Origin of the sequence: Pseudomonas sp. P8_241 (assembly GCF_034008315.1) — a bacterium.
In the GTDB taxonomy this organism is placed as follows: domain Bacteria; phylum Pseudomonadota; class Gammaproteobacteria; order Pseudomonadales; family Pseudomonadaceae; genus Aquipseudomonas.
Map to the genome: position 1 here is coordinate 1,728,243 of NZ_CP125377.1, position 25,698 is coordinate 1,753,940.

Sequence of the window (25,698 nt, forward strand, 5' to 3'; positions counted from 1 at the left end):
CTACTCTCCATGCGCGTCTGGGGGATAGGTGCGTGGCGGCTCTTGTGATAACATCCGGCGGTTTCCAGGGTTGCCCGAAGTGGCGACCCGTACTGCGCAGATCCATGGCATAACTCGTTGATTTGTCGTAAGTCGGTGCATGGCACTCAGCCTGTATCGGCGAGCTTCGTTGGTCCCATATGGATGTGACGAAGTTTCACCAGAAAAAGGAATCAGGCTTCTCATGGGCGAACTGGCCAAAGAAATCCTCCCGGTCAATATCGAAGACGAGCTGAAGCAGTCCTACCTCGACTACGCGATGAGCGTAATTGTCGGGCGGGCACTGCCGGATGCGCGCGATGGCTTGAAGCCCGTGCACCGGCGTGTGCTGTTCGCGATGAGCGAGTTGGGCAACGACTTCAACAAGCCGTACAAGAAATCTGCCCGTGTTGTCGGTGACGTGATCGGTAAGTATCACCCGCACGGTGATACCGCGGTGTACGACACCATCGTTCGGATGGCGCAGCCATTCTCCCTGCGCTACCTGCTGGTAGACGGCCAGGGCAACTTCGGTTCGGTGGACGGCGACAACGCTGCTGCCATGCGATACACCGAAGTGCGCATGACCAAGCTGGCGCACGAGCTGCTGGCCGACCTGCATAAAGAAACCGTGGACTGGGTGCCGAACTACGACGGCACCGAAATGATCCCTGCGGTCATGCCGACCCGTATTCCCAACCTGCTGGTCAACGGCTCCAGCGGTATCGCCGTGGGCATGGCGACCAACATTCCGCCGCACAACCTCGGTGAAGTCATCGACGGTTGCCTGGCGCTCATCGACAATCCCGAGCTGACTGTCGACGAGCTGATGCAATACATCCCCGGTCCGGACTTCCCGACCGCCGCGATCATCAACGGTCGCGCCGGCATCATCGAAGCCTACCGCACCGGTCGCGGCCGCATTTACATGCGCGCTCGCTCGATGATCGAAGACATCGACAAGGTCGGTGGCCGTCAGCAGATCGTCATCACCGAACTCCCGTACCAGCTGAACAAGGCGCGTCTGATCGAGAAGATCGCCGAGCTGGTCAAAGAGAAGAAGCTCGAAGGCATCACCGAATTGCGCGACGAGTCCGACAAGGACGGTATGCGCGTCGTGATCGAACTGCGTCGCGGTGAAGTGCCTGAGGTGATCCTCAACAACCTCTACGCCCAGACCCAACTGCAAGCGGTGTTCGGTATCAACATCGTCGCGCTGATCGACGGCCGTCCGCGGATCCTGAACCTCAAGGACCTGCTGGAAGCTTTCGTTCGTCACCGTCGCGAAGTGGTTACCCGCCGTACCGTGTTCGAACTGCGCAAAGCGCGTGAACGTGGTCACATTCTGGAAGGTCAAGCGGTTGCCCTGTCGAACATCGACCCGGTCATCGCCCTGATCAAGGCCTCGCCAACGCCGTCGGAAGCCAAGGAAGCGCTGATCAGCACCCCTTGGGAATCCTCGGCCGTGGTGGCGATGGTTGAACGCGCCGGTGCCGATTCGTGCCGTCCGGAAAACCTCGATCCGCAATACGGTCTGCGCGAAGGCAAGTACTTCCTGTCGCCAGAGCAGGCACAAGCCATTCTGGAACTGCGTCTGCACCGTCTGACCGGTCTGGAACACGAGAAACTGCTGGCCGAGTATCAAGAGATCCTCAACCAGATCGGCGAGCTGATCCGCATCCTCAACAGCGCCACGCGCCTGATGGAAGTGATCCGCGAAGAGCTGGAAGTGATCCGCGCCGAATACGGCGATGTGCGTCGCACCGAGATCCTCGATGCCCGTCTCGATCTGACCCTGGGTGACATGATCCCGGAAGAAGAGCGCGTCGTGACCATTTCCCACGGTGGCTACGCCAAGACCCAGCCCTTGGCTGCGTACCAGGCCCAGCGTCGTGGCGGTAAAGGCAAGTCGGCGACCGGCGTCAAGGATGAGGACTACATCGCTCACCTGCTGGTTGCGAACAGCCACACCACGCTGCTGCTGTTCTCCAGCAAGGGCAAGGTGTACTGGCTGAAAACCTACGAAATCCCTGAAGCGTCCCGTGCTGCCCGTGGTCGTCCGCTGGTCAACCTGCTGCCGCTGGATGATGGTGAATACATCACCACCATGCTGCCGGTCGAGGAATACACCGAAGGTCACTACATCTTCATGGCCACCGCTAACGGCACCGTGAAGAAGACCCCGCTGGAATCCTTCAGTCGTCAGCGCAGCGTTGGCCTTATCGCGCTGGAACTGGATGAAGGCGACGTGCTGATTTCCGCGGCCATCACCGATGGCGAGCGCGAAGTCATGCTGTTCTCCGACGGCGGCAAGGTGACTCGCTTCAAGGAATCCGATGTTCGCGCCATGGGCCGTACCGCCCGCGGTGTGCGCGGTATGCGTCTGCCGGAAGGCCAGAAGCTGATTTCCATGCTGATCCCGGAAGAGGGCAGCCAGATCCTCACTGCTTCGGCGCGTGGCTTCGGCAAGCGCACGGCGATCACCGAGTTCCCTGAGTACAAACGTGGCGGTCAGGGCGTTATCGCCATGGTCAGCAACGAGCGTAACGGCCGTCTGGTCGGTGCGGTCCAGGTGCTCGATGGCGAGGAAATCATGCTGATTTCCGACCAGGGCACCCTGGTGCGCACCCGTGTCGACGAAGTCTCCAGCCTGGGTCGTAATACCCAGGGCGTGACCCTGATCAAACTGGCCAGCGACGAAACGCTGGTCGGTCTGGAGCGGGTTCAGGAGCCGTCGGAAGTCGAGGGTGAAGAGCTGGAAGGTGAAGAGGGTGAAGGGTTTGTCGGTGAAGTCGTGATCGACGACGTTGCCGAAGACCAGCAACTCGACGCTGCCGCTGACGAAGAACCGCAAGAGTAAGCGGGTAAAAAGGGGGGGCGGATGAAAATTCGCCCCCTTGTTGTTTGTCCCTTTGGAATATTGATGACCCTGTAGGAGCGAGCATGCTCGCGATGGACGTTAACGATGGCGCGGGTTTACTGATTAAGCGCGACGCCCTCAAGTACATCGCGAGCATGCTCGCTCCTACAGTTGATCGTTCCGCGCCATGCGAAAAGCGATCACCCCGTATTATTGCGTGATACCACCAAATCAGAGCGAGATTGGATGTGAGCAAGAGAGCCTATAACTTCTGTGCCGGTCCTGCGGCGCTTCCCGAAGCTGTTCTGAAGCGCGCCCAGGGTGAGCTTTTGGACTGGCACGGCAAGGGTCTGTCAGTCATGGAAATGAGCCATCGCAGTGATGAGTTCGTGTCCATAGCCACCAAGGCCGAGCAGGATCTGCGTGATCTGCTGAATATCCCGTCGAACTATAAAGTGCTGTTCCTGCAAGGCGGCGCCAGCCAGCAGTTTGCTCAGATTCCTCTGAACCTGTTGCCGGAAAACGGCTCTGCCGACTATATCGATACCGGTATCTGGTCGCAGAAAGCCATCGAAGAAGCTTCGCGCTACGGCAATGTCAACGTGGCTGCGACCGCCAAGCCCTACGATTACTTTGCCATTCCAGGCCAAAACGAATGGAAGCTGTCGAAAGACGCAGCCTATGTCCATTACGCGCCGAACGAAACCATCGGCGGTCTTGAATTCCAATGGATTCCGGAAACCGGTGACGTCCCATTGGTGGCCGACATGTCTTCGGACATTCTGTCGCGCCCGGTGGATGTTTCGCGGTTCGGCATGATCTACGCCGGCGCCCAGAAAAACATCGGTCCGAGCGGCGTCGTGGTCAATATCGTTCGCGAAGACCTGCTGGGTCACGCCCGTTCCATTTGCCCGACCATGCTCAACTACAAGGTCGCGGCCGATAACGGCTCGATGTACAACACCCCGCCAACCCTGGCCTGGTACTTGTCCGGCCTGGTGTTTGAGTGGCTGAAAGAGCAGGGCGGTGTCGAAGCCATCGGCAAGCTCAATGAAGTGAAAAAGCGCACGCTCTACGATTTCATCGATGCCAGCGGCCTTTACAGCAACCCGATCAACGAGCCGGACCGCTCGTGGATGAACGTGCCGTTCCGCCTGGCAGATGATCGTCTGGACAAGCCGTTCCTGGTGGGTGCCGACGAGCGTGGGCTGTTGAACCTCAAGGGGCACCGTTCGGTAGGCGGCATGCGCGCCTCCATCTATAACGCCGTGGACATCGTTGCGGTCAACGCACTGGTTTCGTACATGGCAGAGTTCGAGAAGGAACATGGCTAATGTCTGAGCAAGAACTCAAGGCACTGCGCGTTCGCATTGATGCTCTGGACACCAAGGTCCTGGAGTTGATCAGCGAGCGCGCACGCTGCGCCCAGGAAGTTGCGCGAGTAAAGATGGCCTCGCTGGCCGAAGGCGAAGTGCCGGTGTTCTATCGTCCTGAGCGTGAAGCTCAGGTGCTCAAGCGAGTCATGGAGCGCAACCAGGGGCCGTTGGGCAACGAAGAGATGGCGCGGCTGTTCCGCGAAATCATGTCTTCGTGCCTGGCGCTGGAGCAGCCGCTGAAAGTGGCTTACCTTGGTCCTGAAGGTACATTCACCCAGGCGGCGGCCATGAAACACTTCGGTCACGCCGTGATCAGCAAGCCGATGGCAGCCATTGACGAAGTGTTCCGCGAGGTGGCGGCCGGTGCGGTGAATTTTGGCGTGGTCCCGGTGGAAAACTCCACTGAAGGCGCGGTCAACCACACCCTCGACAGCTTCCTCGAGCACGACATGGTGATCTGCGGCGAAGTCGAGTTACGTATCCACCATCATCTGTTGGTCGGAGAAAACACCAAGACCGACAGCATCAGTCGCATCTACTCCCACGCCCAGTCCCTGGCCCAGTGCCGCAAGTGGCTGGACGCCCATTACCCGAATGTCGAGCGCGTGGCGGTGTCCAGCAACGCCGAAGCGGCCAAGCGGGTCAAGGGTGAGTGGAACTCGGCGGCAATTGCCGGTGACATGGCGGCGGGCTTGTACGGCCTGACCCGATTGGCCGAGAAAATCGAGGATCGCCCGGACAACTCCACGCGCTTCCTCATGATCGGTAATCAGGAAGTGCCTCCGACTGGCGACGACAAGACGTCCATCATCGTTTCGATGAGCAACAAGCCGGGTGCGCTTCACGAGTTGCTGGTGCCGTTTCACGACAACGGCATCGACCTGACCCGGATCGAGACGCGTCCTTCGCGCAGCGGTAAATGGACCTACGTGTTCTTCATCGACTTCGTCGGCCACCATCGTGACCCGTTGGTCAAAGGTGTGCTGGAAAAGATCAGTCAGGAAGCAGTGGCACTCAAAGTGCTGGGTTCCTACCCGAAAGCAGTTCTTTAAAGGGCGATAGCAATGAGTGGCAATTTCCTCGCTCTGGCACAGCCGGGCGTGCAACAACTTTCCCCTTACGTTCCCGGCAAGCCCGTGGACGAACTGGCGCGTGAGCTGGATCTCGATCCGGCCAGCATCGTCAAACTGGCAAGCAACGAAAATCCGCTAGGCGCCAGCCCCAAGGCATTGGCGGCTATTAGCAATGCACTGGCTGAGCTGACCCGTTATCCGGACGGCAACGGTTTTGCGCTCAAGAGCCTGTTGGCCGAGCAATGCCGAGTCGAGCTGAGCCAGGTGACCCTGGGTAACGGCTCCAACGACATTCTGGAATTGGTTGCGCGCGCCTACCTGGCGCCGGGCCTGAATGCCGTTTTCAGTGAGCATGCGTTTGCGGTTTATCCAATCGCGACTCAAGCCGTCGGCGCACAGGCCAAAGTGGTTCCGGCCAAGGATTGGGGGCACGACCTGCCAGCAATGCTGGCGGCCATCGATGCCAATACCCGCGTGGTCTTCATCGCCAACCCGAACAATCCGACCGGGACCTGGTTCGGCGCCGAAGCGCTGGACGAATTCCTGCAGGATGTTCCGGAGCATGTGCTGGTTGTATTGGACGAGGCCTACATTGAATACGCCGAAGGCAGCGACCTGCCGGACGGTCTGGACTTCCTGGCGGCTTATCCGAACCTGCTGGTTTCCCGCACCTTCTCCAAGGCTTATGGCCTGGCGGCCTTGCGTGTGGGTTATGGCTTGTCGACGCCTGTGGTCGCCGATGTGCTGAACCGCGTGCGCCAGCCGTTCAACGTCAACAGCCTGGCCTTGGCCGCTGCCTGTGCGGCGTTGAAGGATGAAGAGTATCTGGCGCAAAGCCGTCACTTGAACGAGTCCGGCATGCAGCAACTGGAAGCTGGCTTCCGGGAGCTGGGGCTGAGCTGGATTGCGTCCAAAGGCAATTTCATTTGCGTCGATCTCGGTCAAGTCGCAGCCCCGGTGTTCCAAGGCTTGCTGCGCGAAGGCGTGATCGTGCGTCCGGTGGCCAACTACGGCATGCCGAACCACCTGCGCATCACCATTGGCCTGCCGGCAGAGAACAGTCGCTTCCTTGAGGCGCTGACCAAGGTTCTGGCTCGTGGTTGATGTCACTGCACTGCCGTCTGCTGAACCTGTGATCGGCCGCCTGGTAGTGGTCGGTCTGGGGTTGATCGGCGGTTCGTTTGCCAAAGGCTTGCGTGAAAGTGGCCTGTGCCGCGAAGTGGTTGGAGTCGATCTCGATCCGCAGTCGCGCAAGCTGGCGGTTGAGCTGGGTGTGGTGGATCGCTGTGAAGAAGATTTGGCGCTAGCTTGCCAAGGTGCTGACGTGATTCAGTTGGCGGTGCCAATTCTTGCCATGGAAAAAATGCTCGGCCGTTTGGCCGGCATGGATCTGGGGCAAGCGGTTTTGACTGACGTCGGCAGCGCCAAAGGCAACGTAGTACGTGCCGCGACTCAAGCATTTGGCGGCATGCCGTCGAATTTTGTTCCCGGGCATCCGATTGCCGGTTCCGAGCAAAGTGGCGTAGAGGCCTCCAACGCCGATCTGTTCCGTCGCCATAAAGTGATCCTGACTCCGCTGGCGCAAACCGATCCTGCAGCCCTGGCAGTAGTCGACCGTTTGTGGCGCGAGCTGGGTGCCGATGTCGAGCACATGCAGGTCGAGCGTCACGACGAAGTGTTGGCGGCAACCAGTCATCTGCCGCACTTGCTGGCATTCGGTTTGGTCGATTCACTGGCCAAGCGCAATGAAAATCTTGAGATCTTCCGTTACGCTGCGGGCGGTTTCCGCGATTTCACAAGAATCGCTGGAAGCGACCCGGTCATGTGGCACGACATCTTCCTCGCCAACCGCGAAGCTGTACTGCGCACACTCGATACATTTCGCAGCGACCTCGACGCCTTGCGCGACGCGGTCGATGCAGGGGATGGGCACCAATTGTTGGGCGTTTTCACTCGCGCCCGGGTTGCCCGCGAGCATTTCAGTAAAATCCTGGCCCGCAGGGCCTATGTGGACGCTATGAATTCCAACGATCTGATTTTCCTGGCTCAACCTGGTGGCCGCCTGTCCGGTCGGATTCGCGTACCAGGTGACAAATCGATTTCCCACCGTTCGATCATGCTCGGCTCCCTGGCCGAAGGCGTCACTGAAGTCGAAGGCTTCCTCGAGGGCGAAGATGCCCTGGCGACCTTGCAGGCGTTCCGTGACATGGGCGTCGTGATCGAAGGTCCGCACCACGGTCGCGTGACCATTCACGGTGTCGGCCTGCATGGCCTGAAGCCTGCGCCGGGCCCGATCTATCTGGGTAACTCCGGTACTTCGATGCGTCTGCTGTCCGGCCTGCTGGCTGCGCAGAACTTCGACAGCACCCTGACCGGCGACGCCTCGCTGTCCAAGCGCCCAATGAATCGCGTGGCCAATCCACTGCGTGAAATGGGTGCCGTGATCGAAACCGCCGCCGAAGGGCGTCCGCCGATGACCATTCGAGGGGGGCACAAGCTCAAGGGTTTGACCTACACCATGCCGATGGCCAGCGCCCAGGTTAAATCCTGCCTGCTGTTGGCCGGTCTGTATGCCGAAGGCACGACCACCGTGACCGAGCCTGCGCCGACCCGCGACCACACCGAACGCATGCTGCGTGGCTTCGGCTACCCGGTCAGCGTCGACGGCGCCACCGCATCGGTTGAGTCCGGCAACAAACTGACGGCCACTCATATCGAAGTGCCGGGCGACATCTCGTCTTCGGCCTTCTTCCTGGTGGCTGCATCCATCGCCGAAGGTTCGGAGCTGGTGCTGGAACACGTTGGCATCAACCCGACCCGTACCGGTGTCATCGACATCCTGCGACTGATGGGTGCCGACATTACTCTGGAAAACCAGCGTGAAGTCGGTGGCGAACCGGTCGCAGACCTGCGTGTACGTGCAGCTAAACTTAAAGGTATCGAAATTCCCGAAGAGCTGGTGCCATTGGCAATCGACGAGTTCCCGGTACTGTTCGTAGCAGCAGCCTGCGCGGAAGGGCGTACCGTACTGACTGGCGCAGAAGAGCTGCGGGTCAAGGAGTCGGACCGTATCCAGGTCATGGCTGACGGCCTGCTGGCGCTGGGCGTCAAGTGCGAGCCAACCCCGGACGGTATCATCATTGATGGTGGCTCGATCGGCGGCGGCGAAGTACATGGTCACGGCGACCACCGGATTGCGATGGCCTTCAGCGTTGCTTCACTGCGCGCGACCGCGCCCATCCGCATCCATGATTGCGCCAACGTCGCGACGTCGTTCCCCAACTTCCTCGCGCTGTGCGCGCAGGTCGGCATCCGCGTTGCGCAAGAGGCACAGTCGTGATCAGCATTGCACCGGTCATCACCATCGATGGGCCAAGTGGCTCGGGTAAAGGCACGGTAGCCGGGATACTGGCCAGGCGTCTGGGCTGGAACCTGCTGGACTCCGGTGCGCTGTACCGACTGCTGGCGTTCGCTGCGCATAACCATGGCGTGGATCTGACCAACGAAGAATTGCTGAAGAAACTTGCCGCTCATCTGGATGTTCAGTTCATTGCAGCGACCGAAGGTCAGTTGCAGCGAATCATTCTGGAAGGTGATGAAGTCAGTGATGTCATCCGCACCGAAAGTGTCGGCTCCGGAGCCTCCCAGGTGGCTGCGCTGCCGGCTGTGCGTGAGGCGTTGCTGCAACGTCAGCGTGCTTTTCAGGAAGCGCCGGGCCTGGTGGCGGATGGTCGCGACATGGGAACGGTGGTTTTTCCTGGCGCGCCGCTGAAGATTTTCCTGACCGCCAGTGCCGAGGAGCGAGCGCGTCGTCGATATTTGCAGTTGAAGGGCAAAGTCGAGGGTGTTAGTCTGTCGAGTCTGCTAGATGAGATACGTGCGCGCGATGAGCGTGACACCCAGCGAGCGGTAGCCCCGCTCAAACCGGCGGCTGACGCCATACAGCTGGATTCCACGGAATTATCCATCGAGCAGGTGCTGGAACGCATCATGAGCGAGATCGCCATTCGCGATATCGCCGGGTGACCAAGAGGGCCGCAGGGGACCAGTCATAGTCCTGCGGTGGCTTCTTTTAAATGAAACTAACCCACACCGTCTGGGGTGTGGAGATGGGCGTATTCTTCGCCCTCATCAACAGGAATTAAAATGAGCGAAAGCTTTGCGGAACTCTTTGAAGAAAGCCTAAAAACCCTGAACCTTCAGGCAGGCTCCATCATCACCGGTGTTATCGTTGATATCGATTACCAAGCTCGCTGGGTAACCGTTCACGCTGGCCTGAAGTCTGAAGCACTCATCCCGCTTGAGCAGTTCTACAACGACGCTGGCGAACTGAACATCAACGTCGGTGACGAAGTTCACGTTGCTCTGGACTCGGTTGAAGACGGCTTTGGTGAAACCAAGCTGTCCCGTGAAAAAGCCAAGCGCGCTGAATGCTGGATTGTTCTGGAAGCAGCCTTCGCAGCCGAAGAAGTGGTCAAGGGCGTTATCAACGGTAAGGTTAAAGGCGGCTTCACTGTCGACGTTAACGGCATCCGTGCGTTCCTGCCAGGTTCTCTGGTTGACGTCCGTCCAGTGCGCGACACCACGCACCTGGAAGGCAAAGAGCTGGAATTCAAGGTCATCAAGCTGGACCAGAAGCGCAACAACGTTGTCGTTTCCCGTCGCAGCGTCCTGGAAGCCGAGAACTCCGCCGAGCGCGAAGCTCTGCTGGAATCCCTGCAGGAAGGCCAACAAGTCAAAGGTATCGTCAAGAACCTCACCGATTACGGCGCATTCGTCGATCTGGGTGGCGTCGATGGCCTGCTGCACATTACCGACATGGCTTGGAAGCGCATCAAGCATCCTTCCGAAATCGTCAACGTTGGCGACGAGATCGATGTCAAGGTTCTGAAGTACGATCGCGAGCGCAATCGTGTTTCCCTGGGCCTGAAGCAGCTGGGCGAAGATCCATGGGTTGCTATCAAAGCCCGTTACCCAGAAAGCACTCGCGTTACCGCTCGTGTAACCAACCTGACCGACTACGGCTGCTTCGCTGAGCTGGAAGAAGGCGTTGAAGGTCTGGTACACGTTTCCGAAATGGACTGGACCAACAAGAACATCCACCCTTCGAAAGTCGTACAAGTCGGCGACGAAGTGGAAGTTATGGTTCTGGACATCGACGAAGAGCGTCGTCGTATCTCCCTGGGCATCAAGCAGTGCAAATCTAACCCATGGGAAGATTTCTCTGGCCAGTTCAACAAGGGCGATAAAATCTCCGGCACCATCAAGTCGATCACCGATTTCGGTATCTTCATTGGTCTGGACGGCGGCATCGACGGTCTGGTTCACCTGTCCGACATCTCCTGGAACGAAGTGGGCGAAGAAGCCGTACGCCGTTTCAAGAAGGGCGACGAGCTGGACACCGTTATCCTGTCGGTTGACCCAGAGCGCGAGCGCATCTCCCTGGGTATCAAGCAACTGGAAAGCGATCCGTTCTCCGAGTACGTTCAAGAGAACGACAAAGGCGCCATCGTTAAAGGCATCGTGAAGGAAGTTGACGCTAAAGGCGCCATCATCACTCTGGCCGACGATATCGAAGCGACTCTGAAAGCCTCCGAAATCAGCCGTGACCGCGTTGAAGACGCGCGCAACGTTCTGAAGGAAGGCGAAGAAGTAGAAGCCAAGATCATCAGCGTTGATCGCAAGAGCCGCGTAATCCAGCTCTCGATCAAGTCGAAAGACGTTGAAGACGAGAAAGAAGCTATCCAGAGCCTGCGCGACAAGCCAGTAGCTACGGATGCTCCAGTAGCCACCACTCTGGGTGACCTGCTGCGTGCTGCACAAGCGGAAAAACAGAACTAAGTTCTGACTTTCTGTAAAAAAGGGCGACTTTGGTCGCCCTTTTTTGTGCCTGGAATTTGGTCGGTATTGAAGGAGCAAGAGCAGTGCCCGCTTGAAACAAATCAAGGTGAAAGGTGTCCGATTCTTTAATCGGATCAATCGGTTATTTTGCAGCTACTCTATGGATTACGGTTGGCGAGCTTTCCGTGAGGGTGCCAGGCATAAGGATGCGAATGAATAAGCTCATTGTCGTGATTGCGATACTGGCACTGGCGGGCTGTACTACGAATGTAAAAACTCATGCGGTGCATGGTGTCAGTGGAGTTGAGGTTGATTGTTCCGGGTTGGGTTCAGGCTGGGAGCGCTGTCAAAGGCGTGCGGCGAAAGAGTGTGAGGAAGCGGGTTACCGCGTTGTGGCCAGATCTGATGATGTCAAAGAGGGAGAGAGTTTTCCCCTCGGATTCAATCCTGCCGGCTTGCTGACGCGTAAAATGCTGGTAATTTGCCGATGAAAGTAGCTCGTCCTCTGGTCATTCACTGCTCCTGCACTGAGCCTTTTGGATTGGGAGCCAGATGATAAAACTCGGACTGTTCAAATTCTTTCGGGCGTGCTAAAACCTTTGAAGCGCTGATCTAGCTGCTTGAAAAAGAAGGGAAAAATATGACGAAGTCGGAGTTGATCGAACGAATTGTCACCCATCAAGGGCTGCTTTCATCCAAGGATGTGGAGCTGGCCATCAAGACCATGCTTGAGCAAATGTCACAATGTCTGGCCACTGGGGATCGGATTGAGATTCGGGGGTTTGGTAGTTTTTCCTTGCATTATCGTGCGCCACGGGTCGGGCGTAATCCGAAGACCGGTCAATCGGTCAGCCTGGATGGCAAGTTTGTTCCTCATTTCAAGCCGGGGAAGGAATTGCGGGATCGGGTGAATGAGGATGAGGAGGAGGGGCTTTGATAGTCACCGTAATTCGAGTGTCTGCAAATGCGTAACATCAGGCGTGTATTGATGACGTTGCTCGTCCTGCTGATAGCGTTGCTGATGCTTGTCTTCGCGCTGGAAAATCAGCAATCAGTATCCCTGTTGTTCCTCGGCTGGGCAGGACCTCAGCTTCCTGTATCGCTGTTGATCATCATTGCACTGCTAATCGGTATGCTGATCGGACCCGCGCTTGCATGGATTCTGGCGAGTACGTCGAGGGCTTCACGAAAGCGCTCTGCATGATCGCACGATGAACTGGACGGCGTAGAAAGCTTCAGTCACAGCTTGTCTGCGTACATTAGTAAAACCTTCATTAATCTGTAAAATGCTGCACTTGTCGGATAATGGTGCTCCCATATCGGGCAGGCTGACTCGGCCAAAGGTCTCTATGTTTCAGTAGGCTTTTGTTTTCATGGATTAGACAGAGCTCTGTTGGCGGCCCTGTCAAAGCTCAAGGTATGGTTTCTCGTGAAAATCCTAGTAACCGGCGGTGCCGGGTTTATCGGTTCGGCAGTCATTCGCCACATCATTACCAACACTGCTGACTATGTCGTTAACGTAGATAAGCTCACTTATGCGGGTAACCTTGAGTCTTTAGCTGAAGTCAGTCAAAACGCACGTTATGTATTCGAGCGTGCCGATATCTGCGATCGTGACGAAATTGACCGTATCCTGCGAGAACAGCAACCGGATGCCATCATGCACCTGGCCGCAGAGTCCCATGTTGACCGCTCGATTTCCGGGCCGGCTGAATTCATCCAGACCAACATCGTTGGTACTTATACACTGTTGGAAGCTGCTCGCCACTATTGGGCGACGCTGGATGATGCGCGTAAATCCACATTTCGCTTTCACCATATTTCGACCGATGAAGTTTACGGTGATCTTGACGGGCCGGAAGACCTCTTCACTGAAACAACCCCGTATCAGCCGAGTTCACCTTACTCGGCCAGCAAGGCTAGTTCCGATCACCTGGTTCGTGCCTGGAGCCGTACCTACGGCCTGCCAATTCTGATCACCAACTGCTCTAACAACTATGGCCCTTGTCACTTCCCCGAGAAATTGATCCCGTTGATCATACTCAACGCACTGGAAGGCAAACCATTACCGGTCTACGGGAAGGGTGATCAGGTCCGCGACTGGCTGTACGTCGAAGACCACGCACGAGCGCTTTACAAAGTAGTAACCGAAGGGGTGATCGGCGAAACGTACAACATCGGCGGCCACAACGAAAAGCAAAACATAGAAGTGGTGCAAACCCTCTGTGCGTTGCTTGACGAACTACGTCCCCACTCCGCTAGCTATCCTCATGCCAGCCTGATTACTTATGTTCAGGATCGCCCGGGTCACGACCAGCGCTACGCAATTGACGCCAGCAAAATTCAGCGTGAACTGGGGTGGACGCCAGAAGAAACCTTTGATTCAGGTATCCGTAAGACCGTAGATTGGTACCTGAAGAACACTGAATGGGTAGCCCACGTCAAGAACGGCAGTTATCAGCAATGGATTGATCAAAACTACGCAGATCGTTCGAGCAAGGGATGAAAATTCTTCTGTTAGGAAAAAACGGCCAGGTGGGCTGGGAGCTACAGCGCTCCCTTGCGCCGCTTGGTGAGTTGATTGCGTTAGACCGTAATAAAGTCGATGGTCTATGTGGTGATTTGTCCGATCTCGGTGCATTGCGCGCGACAATCCAGCAGGTTAAACCGGACATTATCGTGAACGCAGCGGCTTACACCGCGGTTGATAAAGCTGAATCCGAGACCGAGTTGGCTGACCTTGTCAACGGTCGGGCAAGCCAACTCCTGGCTGACGAGGCCGCTATTCTGGGGGCTTGGCTGATTCATTACTCTACTGACTATGTATTCAGTGGTCAGGGCGATACACCATGGCAGGAGACGGATGAAGTCTCCCCGGTAAATCACTACGGCACCAGCAAACTGGCTGGTGAACAGGCGATTATCGCGTCTGGCTGCAAGTATCTGATTTTCCGCACGAGCTGGGTCTATGGTGCACGTGGTAATAACTTCGCAAAGACTATGCTGCGACTGGCCAAGGATCGTGAAACCTTGAACGTAATAGCCGATCAGGTCGGAGCCCCGACGGGGGCTGACCTGATTGCTGACGTGACCGCATTGGCCATTCAGCAGATCCTGCAGCGTCCGGAGTTAGCGGGTTTGTATCACCTGACGGCCAGTGGCGAAGTATCCTGGCACGGTTATGCCAGCTATGTGATTGGGTTTGCCCAAGCCAACGGTGAGCCGCTTGCCGTCAGGGCGATCAACCCAATTGAAACAAGCGATTATCCAACACCTGCGCGACGACCTCTGAATTCGCGTTTGAATACGCAGAAGCTACGTGACAATTTTTCTCTACACTTGCTGGATTGGCAAACTGGTGTAACCCGAATGCTTAGGGAAGTTCTGAACAAATGATCAATACGACAAATCGCAAAGGCATTATCCTGGCAGGTGGCTCTGGTACGCGGTTGCACCCGTTGACTCTCGGTGTTTCGAAACAGATGCTGCCGATCTATGACAAGCCGATGATCTTCTATCCACTGTCAGTGCTGATGCTCGCGGGCATGCGCGAAATTCTGATCATCTCTACTCCTGAGGACCTGCCGTGCTTTCGCAAGTTGTTGGGTGATGGCAGTCAGTATGGGATTCAGCTCTCGTACGCCGAACAACCTAGCCCGGATGGCTTGGCCCAAGCCTTCATTATTGGCGAAGAGTTCATCGGTAAGGATCCATGCTGTCTTATCCTGGGCGATAATATTTTTTACGGCCAGCATTTCTCGGACAACTTGCGTTCTGCTAACAGTCAAACCCAAGGGGCGACAGTTTTCGGTTATCACGTTTCCGATCCTGAGCGCTTCGGAGTGGTCGAGTTTGACACTGCTGGTCGTGCTTTGAGTATCGAAGAAAAACCGCTCAAACCAAAATCCAGCTACGCGGTTACCGGTTTGTACTTCTACGACAACCAGGTCGTCGAAATAGCCAAAAATATCAAGCCGTCTGAGCGAGGTGAGTTGGAAATCACCGACGTAAACAGTGCTTATCTTGCACAAAAGACTCTCAATGTCGAAATGCTCGGCCGTGGCTTCGCATGGCTGGATACTGGTACTCACGACTCGCTGCTGGAAGCCAGTCACTTTGTGCATACCATTGAGAAACGTCAGGGGCTGAAAGTAGCCTGCCTTGAAGAAATTGCCTACACGAACTCCTGGATAACGGCTGAGCAGTTAGCTACTCAGGCAGAAAGCCTTAAAAAAACGGGATATGGACAGTACTTGAAAAAGATACTGGATGCAGATTTTCGTTGAGACATTAACCCGTCCAGAATTCAGATATTGAAAAATACCGGTTTTCTTAGAGGAGAGATAGTCGCAATTCGGCTGCTCACAACAAGAAACGGTATGACTTTAAAAGGCTGTGAAGATGCAGATCAATTCTACCGAGTCGCGCAACGAAGATGAGCTGGACTTCAAAGAGTTATTGGTTGGTTTGTGGAAGCAGAAACTTTGGATAATTGGTTTTGCTGTGTTAGGAGCAGCGGCTGCAGCCGCTTTTCTTTTTATCAATAAAACTACGTATGAAGCGAAAGCATTTGTGCTGCCACCTTCTCAAAGTAATATTGCAAACTTTAACTATGGGCGGACGCGTGAAACCGAGCTCGCACCTTTTTCTGTGAAGGAGATATACGGGATATTTTTGCAAAAATTAGATGGTGAGTCCCTTCATCGCGAATTTTTCAATAAATACTATTTGCCTTCATTGACGCCAGATGAACGAAAGGCTCCTCAGTCTTTACTCTATCAACAGTTTTTAAAAGTTCTTTTTGTTGTTCAAGAAGGAAAGGACTCTGATAATAGATTTTCAATTACTGCACTCAACAGTGACCCGGCAAAAGCTGCTGAGTGGGTCTCGACTTTTGTAGAGCGAGCGGGCGCACTGGCCAAAGAAGAAACAATAAAAAACGCCGAAAGCGAAGCCGATGTACGCGCTAGAAGCCTTGCTCAGCAGATTGCTGATATGCGGGAGAGCAGTCAACGTACGCGCTCAGACTCAATAACCAGACTTCAGGAGGCGTTGCTTGTCGCTGAAGCCATAGGCCTTGAAAGTCCTGCAATTATCAATTCAAAATCCTCGCGAGAAGTGGACATCGGAGCGATGGATGGGCCACTAATGTATATGCGTGGCAGTAAGGCGCTTAAAGCGGAAATCGAAAACTTGAAAACAAGACGGTACGATGATCCGTTTATCAATGATTTGCGATTGCTTCAGAGTAAATTAAATTTCTACAAGGGACTGGTTGTAGATCCAAATAGCGTTGCCGTATATACGCAGGATGGCTCGATTGAAGTGCCAGACAGTCCTATCAAAAAGAAAAGCATACTGGTTGTCGTATTTGGCCTTTTGGGCGGCATTCTGGGAGCTCTTGTTGCAATTGTTAGGCATTATCGACTTCAATCTAGAAGCGATCTTCAAAAAAGCACGGATTAAGGCGGTTTGCTGGTATTGAAATTTTTATGTCATGGCGCAGGGCTCTCAGTCCTCCCCAAGCGTAAAAAGATGTTTTTTGTGGACATGTGAGTCCTCTATTCAGGCGTAGCGCGCCAGAATACAGGGCTCACATGTCCACCCATAAACGGGCATAATAACCACGCTTACACCACCGGCGATGAGACTAGGAGCGGGTTTCAAAGCAGTATGCGGTCGAGATCTTGGGCATCCCATAGGGCCAGAGTCGGGTAGTAAAGGAAGAGCATGGCATGGGAGCATGTAACAGTTGGTATCTAATTCAGTGCAAGCCTCGGCAGGATGAGCGCGCGGAAGAGAACCTGGTGCGTCAGGGCTTCGTCGTTTCTCGACCTAAATTTGCTCGCCAGCAGAATGGATCAACCAGGCAGAAACCATTTTTTGAGTCATTGTTTCCTGGCTACCTTTTTATCTATCTGCCGGGAGAAACCAACTGGGCTCCTTTGCGTTCAACACGCGGAGTGCACAAGATCGTCGGATTTGGTGGGCAACCCCTTTCTGTCAGTGACGAACTCGTTAATGAGTTGAGCAACCGCGGAGATAGCTTGACCGAGAAAGAGATCAGCGCAGGAGACAAGGTCCGTGTTTTAGCCGGAGCGTTTTCTGATCTTGATGCAATTTTTCTCTGCTCAGACGGAATGGAGCGCGTCGTTTTGTTGATTAATTTTTTGAATCGAGAGCAAAAAATTCATTTGCCACGGTTCTGCGTGACCAAAAACTGAACGGTAGGGTGTGGTTCTACCCTCGACATTGCGAATGATTCGTTCTCAGGAAATGACGGAAAATCTTGAGGCGGTAGCGTGCTTTTTTATTCAGCGATGATTTTTTGCATTCATAGCTAAAATTCTTCGTATGAGCTGCTAGAGGATAGCAAAAAATGACTTTAATAAAATGGATAGAGTTTCAAATACTCGGAGACGAGCGGGGTAGCTTGGTTTCTATCGAACAAGGCGCGCTAATTCCGTTTGAGATAAAGCGAATTTACTATCTTTATCATACTGCTTCAGGTGTAAGCCGAGGGTTTCACGCGCATCGGAACCTCAAACAAGTTGCTATCTGCGTATCCGGGAAATGTCGTATGGTCTTGGATAATGGCATTCAAAGAGAAGATGTGTGGTTAGATTGCGCGACCAAAGGAATTCTTATCGAAAGCATGGTGTGGCGTGAGATGCACGATTTTACACCTGATTGTGTCTTGTTGGTCATCGCAAGTGAGCCGTATGATGAAAGTGATTACATCAGAAATTATCAAAATTTTTTGAATGTTCAGAGTTTGAAAGCTGATTAATGAACAAGACAGGCTGCCAATTATGGTGCTTAACGTTCATTGGCGTGATAAATACATGCAGAACTGGTTGAGTGAGACGATAGTCGTGGAGCCAGTTTTAGAAACTGAGTCCTCTTCTTAGCATAGAGCAGTTCTCGTGGTTCAATTTTCTCCTAAGAAAATTCATTATGAAAGCCTCACCTGCAACAACGAACTCGTTACTAAGTCATGCAATTGACAAAGAATCGTATGGCATTTTTGAGTGGCGAGGTCGAAGCCAGGAGGAGAAGGTTCAATCCAGTAAAGTCTAGACCTCTAATTTTTTCGCCTGTTTGACTATTTGCGTGTGGTTTAACTTTTAGACGTGAACATTTATTGGAAAAACAAACATGCCAGGCAGACGGTGAAGAGGCAATAACAGACCGAAAAGCTGTATATTCGCCGGAAGTTGAGGTTCTTTTGGTTGAGAATATTTGACGCCGTGATGTGATTTTTCGAGTTGTCGGAGTAGTCCTTGCTTCGGATTATTTCTTAATGATGGCAATGTTAAAGCTGACAATTAAAATCTAAATCTTTCATATTGAACCTGAGGCTCCCCATGGTTTCCTTTCTTAGCTTGGCAAATGTAAACGCTCAATACCGGGATGAGTTGATTTCTGCGATTACCGAAGTCGTTGATTCGGGCTGGTACATTCAAGGTAATAACGTAAAGCAATTTGAACAGGCATTCGCTCAGTATTGTGGGGCTCGGCATTGCATAGGTGTTGGTAATGGTCTTGATGCGTTGATTCTGACTCTTCGGGCGTGGAAAATTCTTGGGAAACTCAAAAGTGGCGACGAAGTCATTGTTCCAGCAAATACTTACATCGCAACAATTCTAGCGATAACAGAAAACAGTCTGGTTCCTGTGTTGGTCGAGCCCGATGGAAAAACCTTTAATATCAGTCCTGATGCCATTAAGTCTGCAATAACCACTAAAACCCGAGCAATCATCCCTGTCCATCTTTACGGGCAACTGGCAGACATGCCTGTGATTATGGGGATCGCTAAGCAGCATAATTTGCTGGTGCTTGAGGACTCCGCACAGGCCCACGGTGCTAGTCATAAAGACATCAAAGCGGGTAACTGGGGCGATGCATCTGGATTCAGTTTTTATCCAGGAAAAAATCTTGGCGCTCTAGGTGATGGAGGCGCAATTACTACTAATGATGATGAACTGGCGAATACTCTAAGGGCGTTAGCGAATTACGGTTCACACGAAAAGTATAGAAATGTTTATCAGGGAGTAAATAGCAGGCTTGATGAGATCCAAGCTGCGATATTAAATGTGAAGCTCAAGTATCTGGATGCGGACACTCAAAAAAGACGCGAGATTGCTCATGTTTATTACAACGAAATAAAAAATGATGCGATCGTATTACCTTCGATTCCATGCGGTCAGCCGGATGATTATCTGGGACATGTCTGGCATCTTTTTGTTTTACGTTGTAAAGAGCGAGTTGCTCTGCAGGCGCATCTTGCTGCCGCGGGCGTGCAGACGGTAATTCACTATCCGATTCCGCCGCACAAGCAACAGGCTTATCCTGATCTTAACAGACTGAGTTTCCCTGGAACTGAAGTAATTCACGACGAGGTCCTCAGCCTTCCAATTAGTCCTGTAATGACGATTGAGGAGGCTAGAGTTGTAGTCGATGCTTGTAACAGCTTTGCTCCGACAGGCCGATAAAGCATGACGCTTATAAAAACAAGCTTGCTCAACGGAATTGCCGTTGTCGTCAAGATGTTGACTCTGTTGGGTATCAATAAGATTTTAGCCATCTATGTAGGCCCTACCGGGTACGCAGCGATCGGACAATTTCAGAACGCAGTGCAGATGATCACTACATTCGCCAGTGGTGCGGTGAATACAGGGGTTGTGAAGTACACTGCAGAATACGCGGACGATGAGTCCGCACAACACAAAGTCTGGCAGACCGCTGGCGCGATCGCACTAGCGGGCACCTTGCCAGCGCAGCGATAGCGTTTTGGTGTCGCCTTGGCGAACTAGTTTCTCAATAATGATAGTTTTAGCGGGGGTTTCCCCTGGTTTGAGTGCAACGCTGGTGTTTTGGCTTTAAATACCTTGTTGTTGTCTATCTTAAATGGGAAAAAAGAAATCGCTAAATATGTTTTGTAATATAACGGCAGGTTTATTTTCTCTTGTCATTACCCACGGGTGTTGGTTTTCATGTTTGCTCTCTATAGCGCCCTGCTATACATGGCAGTCCTTCAATGGTTGTCTTTTGCTTCTACGTTATTTCTTTGCATTAAATGAGTTGTTCATTTTCGAGTATCGTGGTACGTCTCATTGAGTGAAACTTTGCGCTAAGATTTGGCCAAATATACTGCGATGGCATTGACAACCGCGCTCTCGGTTCCAATGAGTCACATACTGATCAGGAATTATCTTTCCGTTCAGTTTGGCCTTGAAGCCGCAGGATATTGGGAAGCGTTATGGAGGCTAAGTAGTGCATATTTGATGGTGGTTACCACGACTTTGGGAGTTTACTATCTGCCACGGTTGTCTGAGTTAAAGACGTATCACGAGATACGGCAAGAAATACTTCAAGGTTATAAAATAATCCTGCCAGTGGCTGCGCTATGCGGGTTATTGATTTATATGCTCAGGGACCTGATCATAATATTATTATTCACGCGTGATTTTGCCCCCATGCGTGAGTTGTTTGCGTGGCAGATGATCGGGGATACCCTGAAAATTGGTAGCTGGATCCTTGCATATATGATGCTAGGTAAGGCGATGTTTAAAGCTTTTATTGCTAGCGAAATTGTTTTCAGTCTAACTTTTTATCTGTTGACTGTATATTTAACCGGGTGGTTCGGATTTGTCGGTGTTTCTTGGGCGCACGCGATAAACTACGGATTTTACTTTATTGTGATGTATTTCATGGTGTTTCGACGATTGCACAAGATTATCTAAATCGCGTGTATGGAATTTATATAAAGTGGATGAAGTAATGTTATCGTTATCTGATTATTTCAAGTCAAAAATATTCTCTGAGGAAGATTTGAACAAAGCCTTGGAGTTGAGCCAGATCTATGGCTCAGTTTTTTGGGCTGCTGATATGGGGATAAACGATGCATCTGATATAGAAACGGAACTGGTCGAAAGAATTGGTAAATCGCTAGAATGTGTCGTTAAGTCAGCGATCCAGAGAAGGACACGGTTCATGTCATATCAGGGCACTTGTTATTTGATAGGCGGACATACTCGATTTAAAAAAAGACTTGCCTCGGAGTACGATAGCAAGCCAGAATCTTATTATAACCAGAGGCACATCAGCAGAAATGATGAGCAAGATTAAACCAGTTTTTTAACATTCAGTACGAGGTGGTTGCCGCTGGCAGGCCAATGGCGCAAACTCAAAAAATTGCTAAGTTGTTGACGGACTATCGCAATGTAGTGCTGCATGTCCCACCCCGACGATATTGTGAGTATCGTGGCTTGTGGTTTATTGCAGGCTTCGTGTAGTGCAAGCTTTTTCTCCTGTGCATAAATCATGCGGATCATGTTTTTTCGTTCGGTAGCTCAGTCGCTGATTATTATTTTGAAATCAGTAGTTATGGCGCCCGGCGGGATGTGAAGAAAAAAATAATAGGCAAGAAGAGCTTTTTAGGTATCCCTGTTGATAGGCCAGTGAATAGTTTAGTAACTCACTCACTGACTGATAAAGATAATTTAAAGTTTTTTAGCGCTGCTTCTGCATTGAAATATAAGCCTCGTGTAGGTTTAAGTATGTCTCCAGTCATTAGTATGATACTGGACGGATATTCAAATTCGACTTTTCATATCGTTGGTGCCAACTTATTTACGAATTACTGGTGGTGGGGGTTAAAACTAAAATACAGAAATCGATTTTCTGTTGTGCCTCATTTGCCTTTTGAGGAGTATAAGGCGCTACTGACTCAGGCAGATTTTTATGTTGATAGCTATCCAATTCCAGGTGGGACTGCTTTTGCCGAGCAACTCATCCAAGGTCGGCGGTGCATTGGGCTCGTAAGCCCTATTCAGGGGTATTCGCCAGCGGACATGCTAAAAAGTGAGTCGAAGGCTGACATTTTGAACGATATCAATGCCCCTCGGGATTATGCGGATGCCGCGTTGATGTGTGTGCAGATGAATGGTTACAGTGTTGTGAAGCAACGCTATTTGAATTGCATCTACAATGATACTATTTCAGTTTCTGATATGGAAAAGTATGTGCCTTGGACAGGGGATATTGATTTCATGAGGGAGGGGCGCAAGATAAAATCGCCGATCCCAATTGAAACAGTAATCGCATTGGTGAGAATTGATAAGAAGTTGTTCTTTAAGCTCTTATCGACGTTGGCGATGCAGCAAAAAATTAGAGTTGTTGTAAAACTAATTATAAGACAATTTACTCGTGCGTTATCAAAGTAATGAGTCTTTTTCGGCGTTGGTACTTACGAGTTTGTTTTACGTTATAAGAGGGAGTGATGGGACGTTTTATATGTGCAATGATTATTGTGGGGCTTTTTTTTAGTGACTTTCTTATTTTGAGTCTTGGGTTAAGTGTTACTGGGGCTTGGAAGGAAGCGCTTTCTTTTTTGTTGCTCGGGTGGTTGATATTAGTGCTTGTGGTCAAAGCGGCTAAAGGAAGAGCCGTGCACTTTAAGTACGTCTATCTCGTTGTAATTGTCTGTGTGTTTTCAGCGGTTTTTTTACTTTGTGGCGATTTTTCTGAATCCTCTGTTCGCTCGTTTCGTGCGCTCAGTGTACCGGTCTTTTTGGGTTTTATAGTGGTGTTTCTACTTGAGCGAGAGCCCCTTGATATTAAATTGAGGTGGTTGTTAAGAGTGCTTTTATTGTGTTCTTTGTGCACGGGAATATATGGCGCTTATCAGTTTCTTACGATCAAGGATCCTGTCGAGTTCTGGTATTGGGTCCCGTTGGTTGAGAAGGGTTTTGTCCTTCAGCCTACGAACTCAATGCGAGATGGATTGCCTCGTATGGCAGGTTTCTTTACCGGGACCTTGGAGTTTTCAGCGGTTGTTTTAAACTGTGCAATCCTGGTATTGAGTGTCATCTTTGCAAGCATTAGTCGGCGGAAAATAAATGTAGAATTGATTTTGTTAATTGTAACGTTTCTCGTTTTTACGCTTCTCATTATTTTTGGTAGTGTTAGAACTTCATTGATCGGATTAATTAGCCTGTTTTTCTTTCTTGTTTTAACTAACAATATAAGGAATCAATACCTATTGCTTGTTTTGGGCTACGGTTACTTTGTTTCACTTTCGTTAGTTATTTTTCTCTACTTGACATTGGGCTTCACCGATGATCCTTCGGCGTTGGATCGACCTAGGCAATGGCTGGAGGTTTTATCGTTCCAAGGAAGCCATCCCTTGGGTTATGGACTTGGTGAAATCGGTCCAGGACAAGCCCATTGGTTCGATTCTTTTTGGCTAAACCTCATCGCTGGTTGTGGAGTCTTCGGGGTGGCCATGATGCTGTTTTTGGTTTTGTTTTACGGTAAAATCGTTAAGACATGCACCGAGATGAAGCGGGAAGGTACGGTGATCGAAGCAGCCTTTGGTATGTATATAATGGCGATATATCCATTTTACTTGAGCTCTTTCTTTTTTCAAGCATATACAAACAGCGTTGTACTATATTTGTTTGCAATCACTTTGTTGGTGGTCATGTATGAGCGCAGATTTCGGGTTAATCAGGCTGTCGATTGTAGTGGTGCTTTATAAAAAGCACTATGCAAGATCTGTCGCCATTCAATCGTTGTTGAATAAAATAAATGCGTGTGGCAATAATCTCTTGGTCACCTTGCACGTCTGGAACAACACTCCCGAGTATTCGGATGCATTAGAGCATGAGGATGTTCGTTGGTATTCGGGTAGTAACAATGGATTGTCTTTTATATATAATCAGATTGCAAAGCTTTCGTTTGATGCTGGTAGTGATTACTTGCTTGTTTCTGATGATGATACGGATTATGAGTCTTGTGATCTAATCAGTTGTTTAAATGTTGCCTCAAATATACAGGCGCAGCGCAACGATATTGGTGTGTTTCTCCCTAAGATTTATACAGGCAATGTTTTGATAAGCCCAGGGAAACGACTGTTGTTTCTAGGGAAGCTTTTGCCGACAATAGCTGCGGGTGTCCACCCTTCAAAAAATCTACTAGCAATTAATAGTGGTATGATAGTTACTAGAGCATGTTATTTGAACATGCCTTCATTCTATGACGAGCGATTGAAGTTTTACGTTACCGACACTGATTTTTTTGTCCGATATCAAGCCTCCTATAAATATGTATATGTTTTGGATGTGGTAATTGAACATGATCTATCCGAACTCACGTCGGATAGTACGGAGCGCGCCTGTTTCAGGTATGAAGAGATGATTAAAGGGCTAAAAATTGTATTCGAAAAGCAAAATTTGGTTGTGCGCTTATCTCTTCGGTTTTATCTTTTGTTCGCCGCAATTAAAAAGACGCTAATCTATAAAGATTCAGCTTTCTTGCGCATTTTTTTTAGGTGAGGAGTTCCAATTGATCCACTTCGTGCTAGAAAAACTTGCGTATCTTTTAAAAGGACGCAAAATCCATGTGGATAGAGATATTTCGCAAACCTATTTGCTGGGTTTTATGTTTTCGAAAGTGATCATGTTGGTGAGTGGGGTCTTTAAGTTCAAGCGTCTAACCCCTTATTTTGTTGCTCCAAGTGCGGTCATAAAAGAATCGTCCAAGATCACCAGTCCCAAGGGGTTGTCGATTGATCGAGGATGCTATATTGACGCACTTTCTAGAGCCGGCATTACTTTCGGCAGCGGTGTCTCAATCAATAAGTACGTAACTATTGAATGTACCGGAAGCGTGAGTAATATAGGTCACGGTCTTTTAGTGGGTAATAATGTAGGTATTGGTTCCCATTGTTTTTTTGGGTGCGCCGGTGGAATCTCCATTGGGGATGATGTCATTATCGGAAATTACGTTTCGTTTCATTCCGAAAATCACAATTTTTCAGATCCGGAAATACCAATTAGATTGCAAGGTGTGAACAGGAAGGGGATAAAAATTGGCGCCAATTGCTGGATAGGAGCCAAGGTTACTATTTTGGATGGTGCCATTATCGAAGATGGTTGCGTTATCGCGGCGGGTACCTTAGTTCGGGATGGTATTTACACAGCGAACTCTGTATATGGCGGAGTGCCGGCAAAATTCATCAAGAAGCGCTGCGTTGAGATAGATGCCAAATGAAAAAAATTGTATTTTTTCACTTGTTGAACGATCGCAGCGGTAGCCCAAAAGTACTATCCCAGGTTGTGTCTGTCGCACAGAACGGCGGTTATACTACAGAGTTGTACGTTGGTGGGACTGGAGAGGGTTTTTTATCCGATGTCCGAGGGCCTGTCAGTCGTTTCTGGTATAGACGATTCAATAATAAATATTTCACTTTGGTTAGTTATTCATTTTCGCAGGTCGATCTGTTTTTTAAGTTGTTCAAGTACCGGAAACAGGATGTTGTTTTTTATATAAATACCTTATTGCCATTTGGTGCGGCAGTGGCGGGATACCTTTTAGGGAAAAAGGTTGTTTACCACATACACGAAACATCGATTACACCTCGAGCGTTAAAAACGTTTCTTCGGGCTGTAGTGCGTTATACCTCGAAAAAGAATATTTTTGTTTCGAATTTTATGGCAGTCACTGACAGTGTATGAGTTTCCGC

The 25,698-nt window shown here is 51.2% G+C and carries 25 protein-coding genes; all 25 read left to right on the forward strand.

What is annotated here, in order from left to right:
* The first annotated feature begins 223 nt into the window (after nucleotides 1-223).
* Nucleotides 224-2,878, forward strand: a complete 2,655-nt coding sequence (gene gyrA / locus QMK58_RS07775) for a DNA gyrase subunit A (RefSeq protein ID WP_053161777.1) — start codon at nucleotides 224-226, stop codon at nucleotides 2,876-2,878.
* A 248-nt stretch (nucleotides 2,879-3,126) separates the two neighbouring features.
* The gene (gene serC / locus QMK58_RS07780) at nucleotides 3,127-4,212 is read left to right on the forward strand and encodes a 3-phosphoserine/phosphohydroxythreonine transaminase (protein ID WP_053161775.1); all 1,086 of its coding nucleotides are present in this window, start codon (nucleotides 3,127-3,129) and stop codon (nucleotides 4,210-4,212) included.
* Nucleotides 4,212-5,306: a prephenate dehydratase gene (gene pheA / locus QMK58_RS07785; RefSeq protein WP_027620100.1), complete on the forward strand. Its 1,095-nt coding sequence runs from the start codon at nucleotides 4,212-4,214 to the stop codon at nucleotides 5,304-5,306. Before serC ends, pheA begins: the two co-directional genes overlap by 1 nt.
* Nucleotides 5,307-5,318: 12 nt before the next feature.
* Entirely contained in the window at nucleotides 5,319-6,431 is a 1,113-nt protein-coding gene (gene hisC / locus QMK58_RS07790) for a histidinol-phosphate transaminase (protein ID WP_053161773.1), read from the forward strand.
* Between the two features lie 28 nt (nucleotides 6,432-6,459).
* Nucleotides 6,460-8,667 carry a bifunctional prephenate dehydrogenase/3-phosphoshikimate 1-carboxyvinyltransferase gene (locus tag QMK58_RS07795; protein ID WP_053162105.1) on the forward strand — a complete coding sequence of 736 codons (2,208 nt, stop codon included), beginning with the start codon at nucleotides 6,460-6,462 and terminating at the stop codon, nucleotides 8,665-8,667.
* Nucleotides 8,664-9,353: a (d)CMP kinase gene (gene cmk / locus QMK58_RS07800; RefSeq protein ID WP_053161771.1), complete on the forward strand. Its 690-nt coding sequence runs from the start codon at nucleotides 8,664-8,666 to the stop codon at nucleotides 9,351-9,353. Before QMK58_RS07795 ends, cmk begins: the two co-directional genes overlap by 4 nt.
* 120 nt (nucleotides 9,354-9,473) lie before the next feature.
* Complete coding sequence (rpsA, locus tag QMK58_RS07805; RefSeq protein WP_047527094.1) at nucleotides 9,474-11,168, forward strand: 30S ribosomal protein S1; 1,695 nt, start codon at nucleotides 9,474-9,476, stop codon at nucleotides 11,166-11,168.
* A gap of 212 nt (nucleotides 11,169-11,380) precedes the next feature.
* Complete coding sequence (locus QMK58_RS07810) at nucleotides 11,381-11,659, forward strand: hypothetical protein (protein ID WP_082344540.1); 279 nt, start codon at nucleotides 11,381-11,383, stop codon at nucleotides 11,657-11,659.
* Nucleotides 11,660-11,808: 149 nt separating this feature from the next.
* Nucleotides 11,809-12,105: an integration host factor subunit beta gene (gene ihfB / locus QMK58_RS07815; RefSeq protein ID WP_003369729.1), complete on the forward strand. Its 297-nt coding sequence runs from the start codon at nucleotides 11,809-11,811 to the stop codon at nucleotides 12,103-12,105.
* Between the two features lie 27 nt (nucleotides 12,106-12,132).
* The gene (locus QMK58_RS07820) at nucleotides 12,133-12,372 is read left to right on the forward strand and encodes a lipopolysaccharide assembly protein LapA domain-containing protein (RefSeq protein ID WP_053161769.1); all 240 of its coding nucleotides are present in this window, start codon (nucleotides 12,133-12,135) and stop codon (nucleotides 12,370-12,372) included.
* Nucleotides 12,373-12,597: 225 nt separating this feature from the next.
* Nucleotides 12,598-13,674, forward strand: a complete 1,077-nt coding sequence (gene rfbB, locus QMK58_RS07825; protein WP_053162104.1) for a dTDP-glucose 4,6-dehydratase — start codon at nucleotides 12,598-12,600, stop codon at nucleotides 13,672-13,674.
* Nucleotides 13,671-14,564 (forward strand): dTDP-4-dehydrorhamnose reductase, encoded by an 894-nt coding sequence (rfbD, locus tag QMK58_RS07830; RefSeq protein ID WP_320396109.1) that lies wholly within the window; start codon nucleotides 13,671-13,673, stop codon nucleotides 14,562-14,564. The genes rfbB and rfbD overlap by 4 nt, the downstream gene beginning before the upstream one ends.
* The gene (rfbA, locus tag QMK58_RS07835; protein ID WP_053162102.1) at nucleotides 14,564-15,454 is read left to right on the forward strand and encodes a glucose-1-phosphate thymidylyltransferase RfbA; all 891 of its coding nucleotides are present in this window, start codon (nucleotides 14,564-14,566) and stop codon (nucleotides 15,452-15,454) included. Before rfbD ends, rfbA begins: the two co-directional genes overlap by 1 nt.
* 115 nt (nucleotides 15,455-15,569) lie before the next feature.
* Entirely contained in the window at nucleotides 15,570-16,634 is a 1,065-nt protein-coding gene (locus tag QMK58_RS07840) for a Wzz/FepE/Etk N-terminal domain-containing protein (RefSeq protein ID WP_053161765.1), read from the forward strand.
* A 269-nt stretch (nucleotides 16,635-16,903) separates the two neighbouring features.
* Nucleotides 16,904-17,392 (forward strand): transcription termination/antitermination NusG family protein, encoded by a 489-nt coding sequence (locus QMK58_RS07845; protein ID WP_172681852.1) that lies wholly within the window; start codon nucleotides 16,904-16,906, stop codon nucleotides 17,390-17,392.
* A 155-nt stretch (nucleotides 17,393-17,547) separates the two neighbouring features.
* Nucleotides 17,548-17,958 (forward strand): sugar 3,4-ketoisomerase, encoded by a 411-nt coding sequence (locus QMK58_RS07850; protein WP_053161763.1) that lies wholly within the window; start codon nucleotides 17,548-17,550, stop codon nucleotides 17,956-17,958.
* A 577-nt stretch (nucleotides 17,959-18,535) separates the two neighbouring features.
* Entirely contained in the window at nucleotides 18,536-19,663 is a 1,128-nt protein-coding gene (locus tag QMK58_RS07855; protein ID WP_320396110.1) for a DegT/DnrJ/EryC1/StrS family aminotransferase, read from the forward strand.
* Between the two features lie 3 nt (nucleotides 19,664-19,666).
* The gene (locus tag QMK58_RS07860; RefSeq protein ID WP_320396111.1) at nucleotides 19,667-19,957 is read left to right on the forward strand and encodes a hypothetical protein; all 291 of its coding nucleotides are present in this window, start codon (nucleotides 19,667-19,669) and stop codon (nucleotides 19,955-19,957) included.
* 369 nt (nucleotides 19,958-20,326) lie between these two features.
* The gene (locus QMK58_RS07865) at nucleotides 20,327-20,914 is read left to right on the forward strand and encodes a hypothetical protein (protein ID WP_320396112.1); all 588 of its coding nucleotides are present in this window, start codon (nucleotides 20,327-20,329) and stop codon (nucleotides 20,912-20,914) included.
* A gap of 25 nt (nucleotides 20,915-20,939) precedes the next feature.
* The gene (locus QMK58_RS07870; protein ID WP_320396113.1) at nucleotides 20,940-21,299 is read left to right on the forward strand and encodes a hypothetical protein; all 360 of its coding nucleotides are present in this window, start codon (nucleotides 20,940-20,942) and stop codon (nucleotides 21,297-21,299) included.
* A 275-nt stretch (nucleotides 21,300-21,574) separates the two neighbouring features.
* Complete coding sequence (locus QMK58_RS07875) at nucleotides 21,575-22,396, forward strand: hypothetical protein (protein WP_320396114.1); 822 nt, start codon at nucleotides 21,575-21,577, stop codon at nucleotides 22,394-22,396.
* 56 nt (nucleotides 22,397-22,452) lie between these two features.
* The gene (locus QMK58_RS07880) at nucleotides 22,453-23,712 is read left to right on the forward strand and encodes a hypothetical protein (protein ID WP_053161755.1); all 1,260 of its coding nucleotides are present in this window, start codon (nucleotides 22,453-22,455) and stop codon (nucleotides 23,710-23,712) included.
* On the forward strand, nucleotides 23,660-24,508 hold the full coding sequence (locus tag QMK58_RS07885) for a hypothetical protein (RefSeq protein ID WP_320396115.1): 849 nt from the start codon (nucleotides 23,660-23,662) through the stop codon (nucleotides 24,506-24,508). Before QMK58_RS07880 ends, QMK58_RS07885 begins: the two co-directional genes overlap by 53 nt.
* Before the next feature lie 10 nt (nucleotides 24,509-24,518).
* Nucleotides 24,519-25,226 (forward strand): acyltransferase, encoded by a 708-nt coding sequence (locus tag QMK58_RS07890; RefSeq protein ID WP_053161750.1) that lies wholly within the window; start codon nucleotides 24,519-24,521, stop codon nucleotides 25,224-25,226.
* Nucleotides 25,223-25,690, forward strand: coding sequence for a hypothetical protein (locus QMK58_RS07895; protein WP_320396116.1), 468 nt, complete (start codon nucleotides 25,223-25,225; stop codon nucleotides 25,688-25,690). Before QMK58_RS07890 ends, QMK58_RS07895 begins: the two co-directional genes overlap by 4 nt.
* Nucleotides 25,691-25,698: the final 8 nt, after the last annotated feature.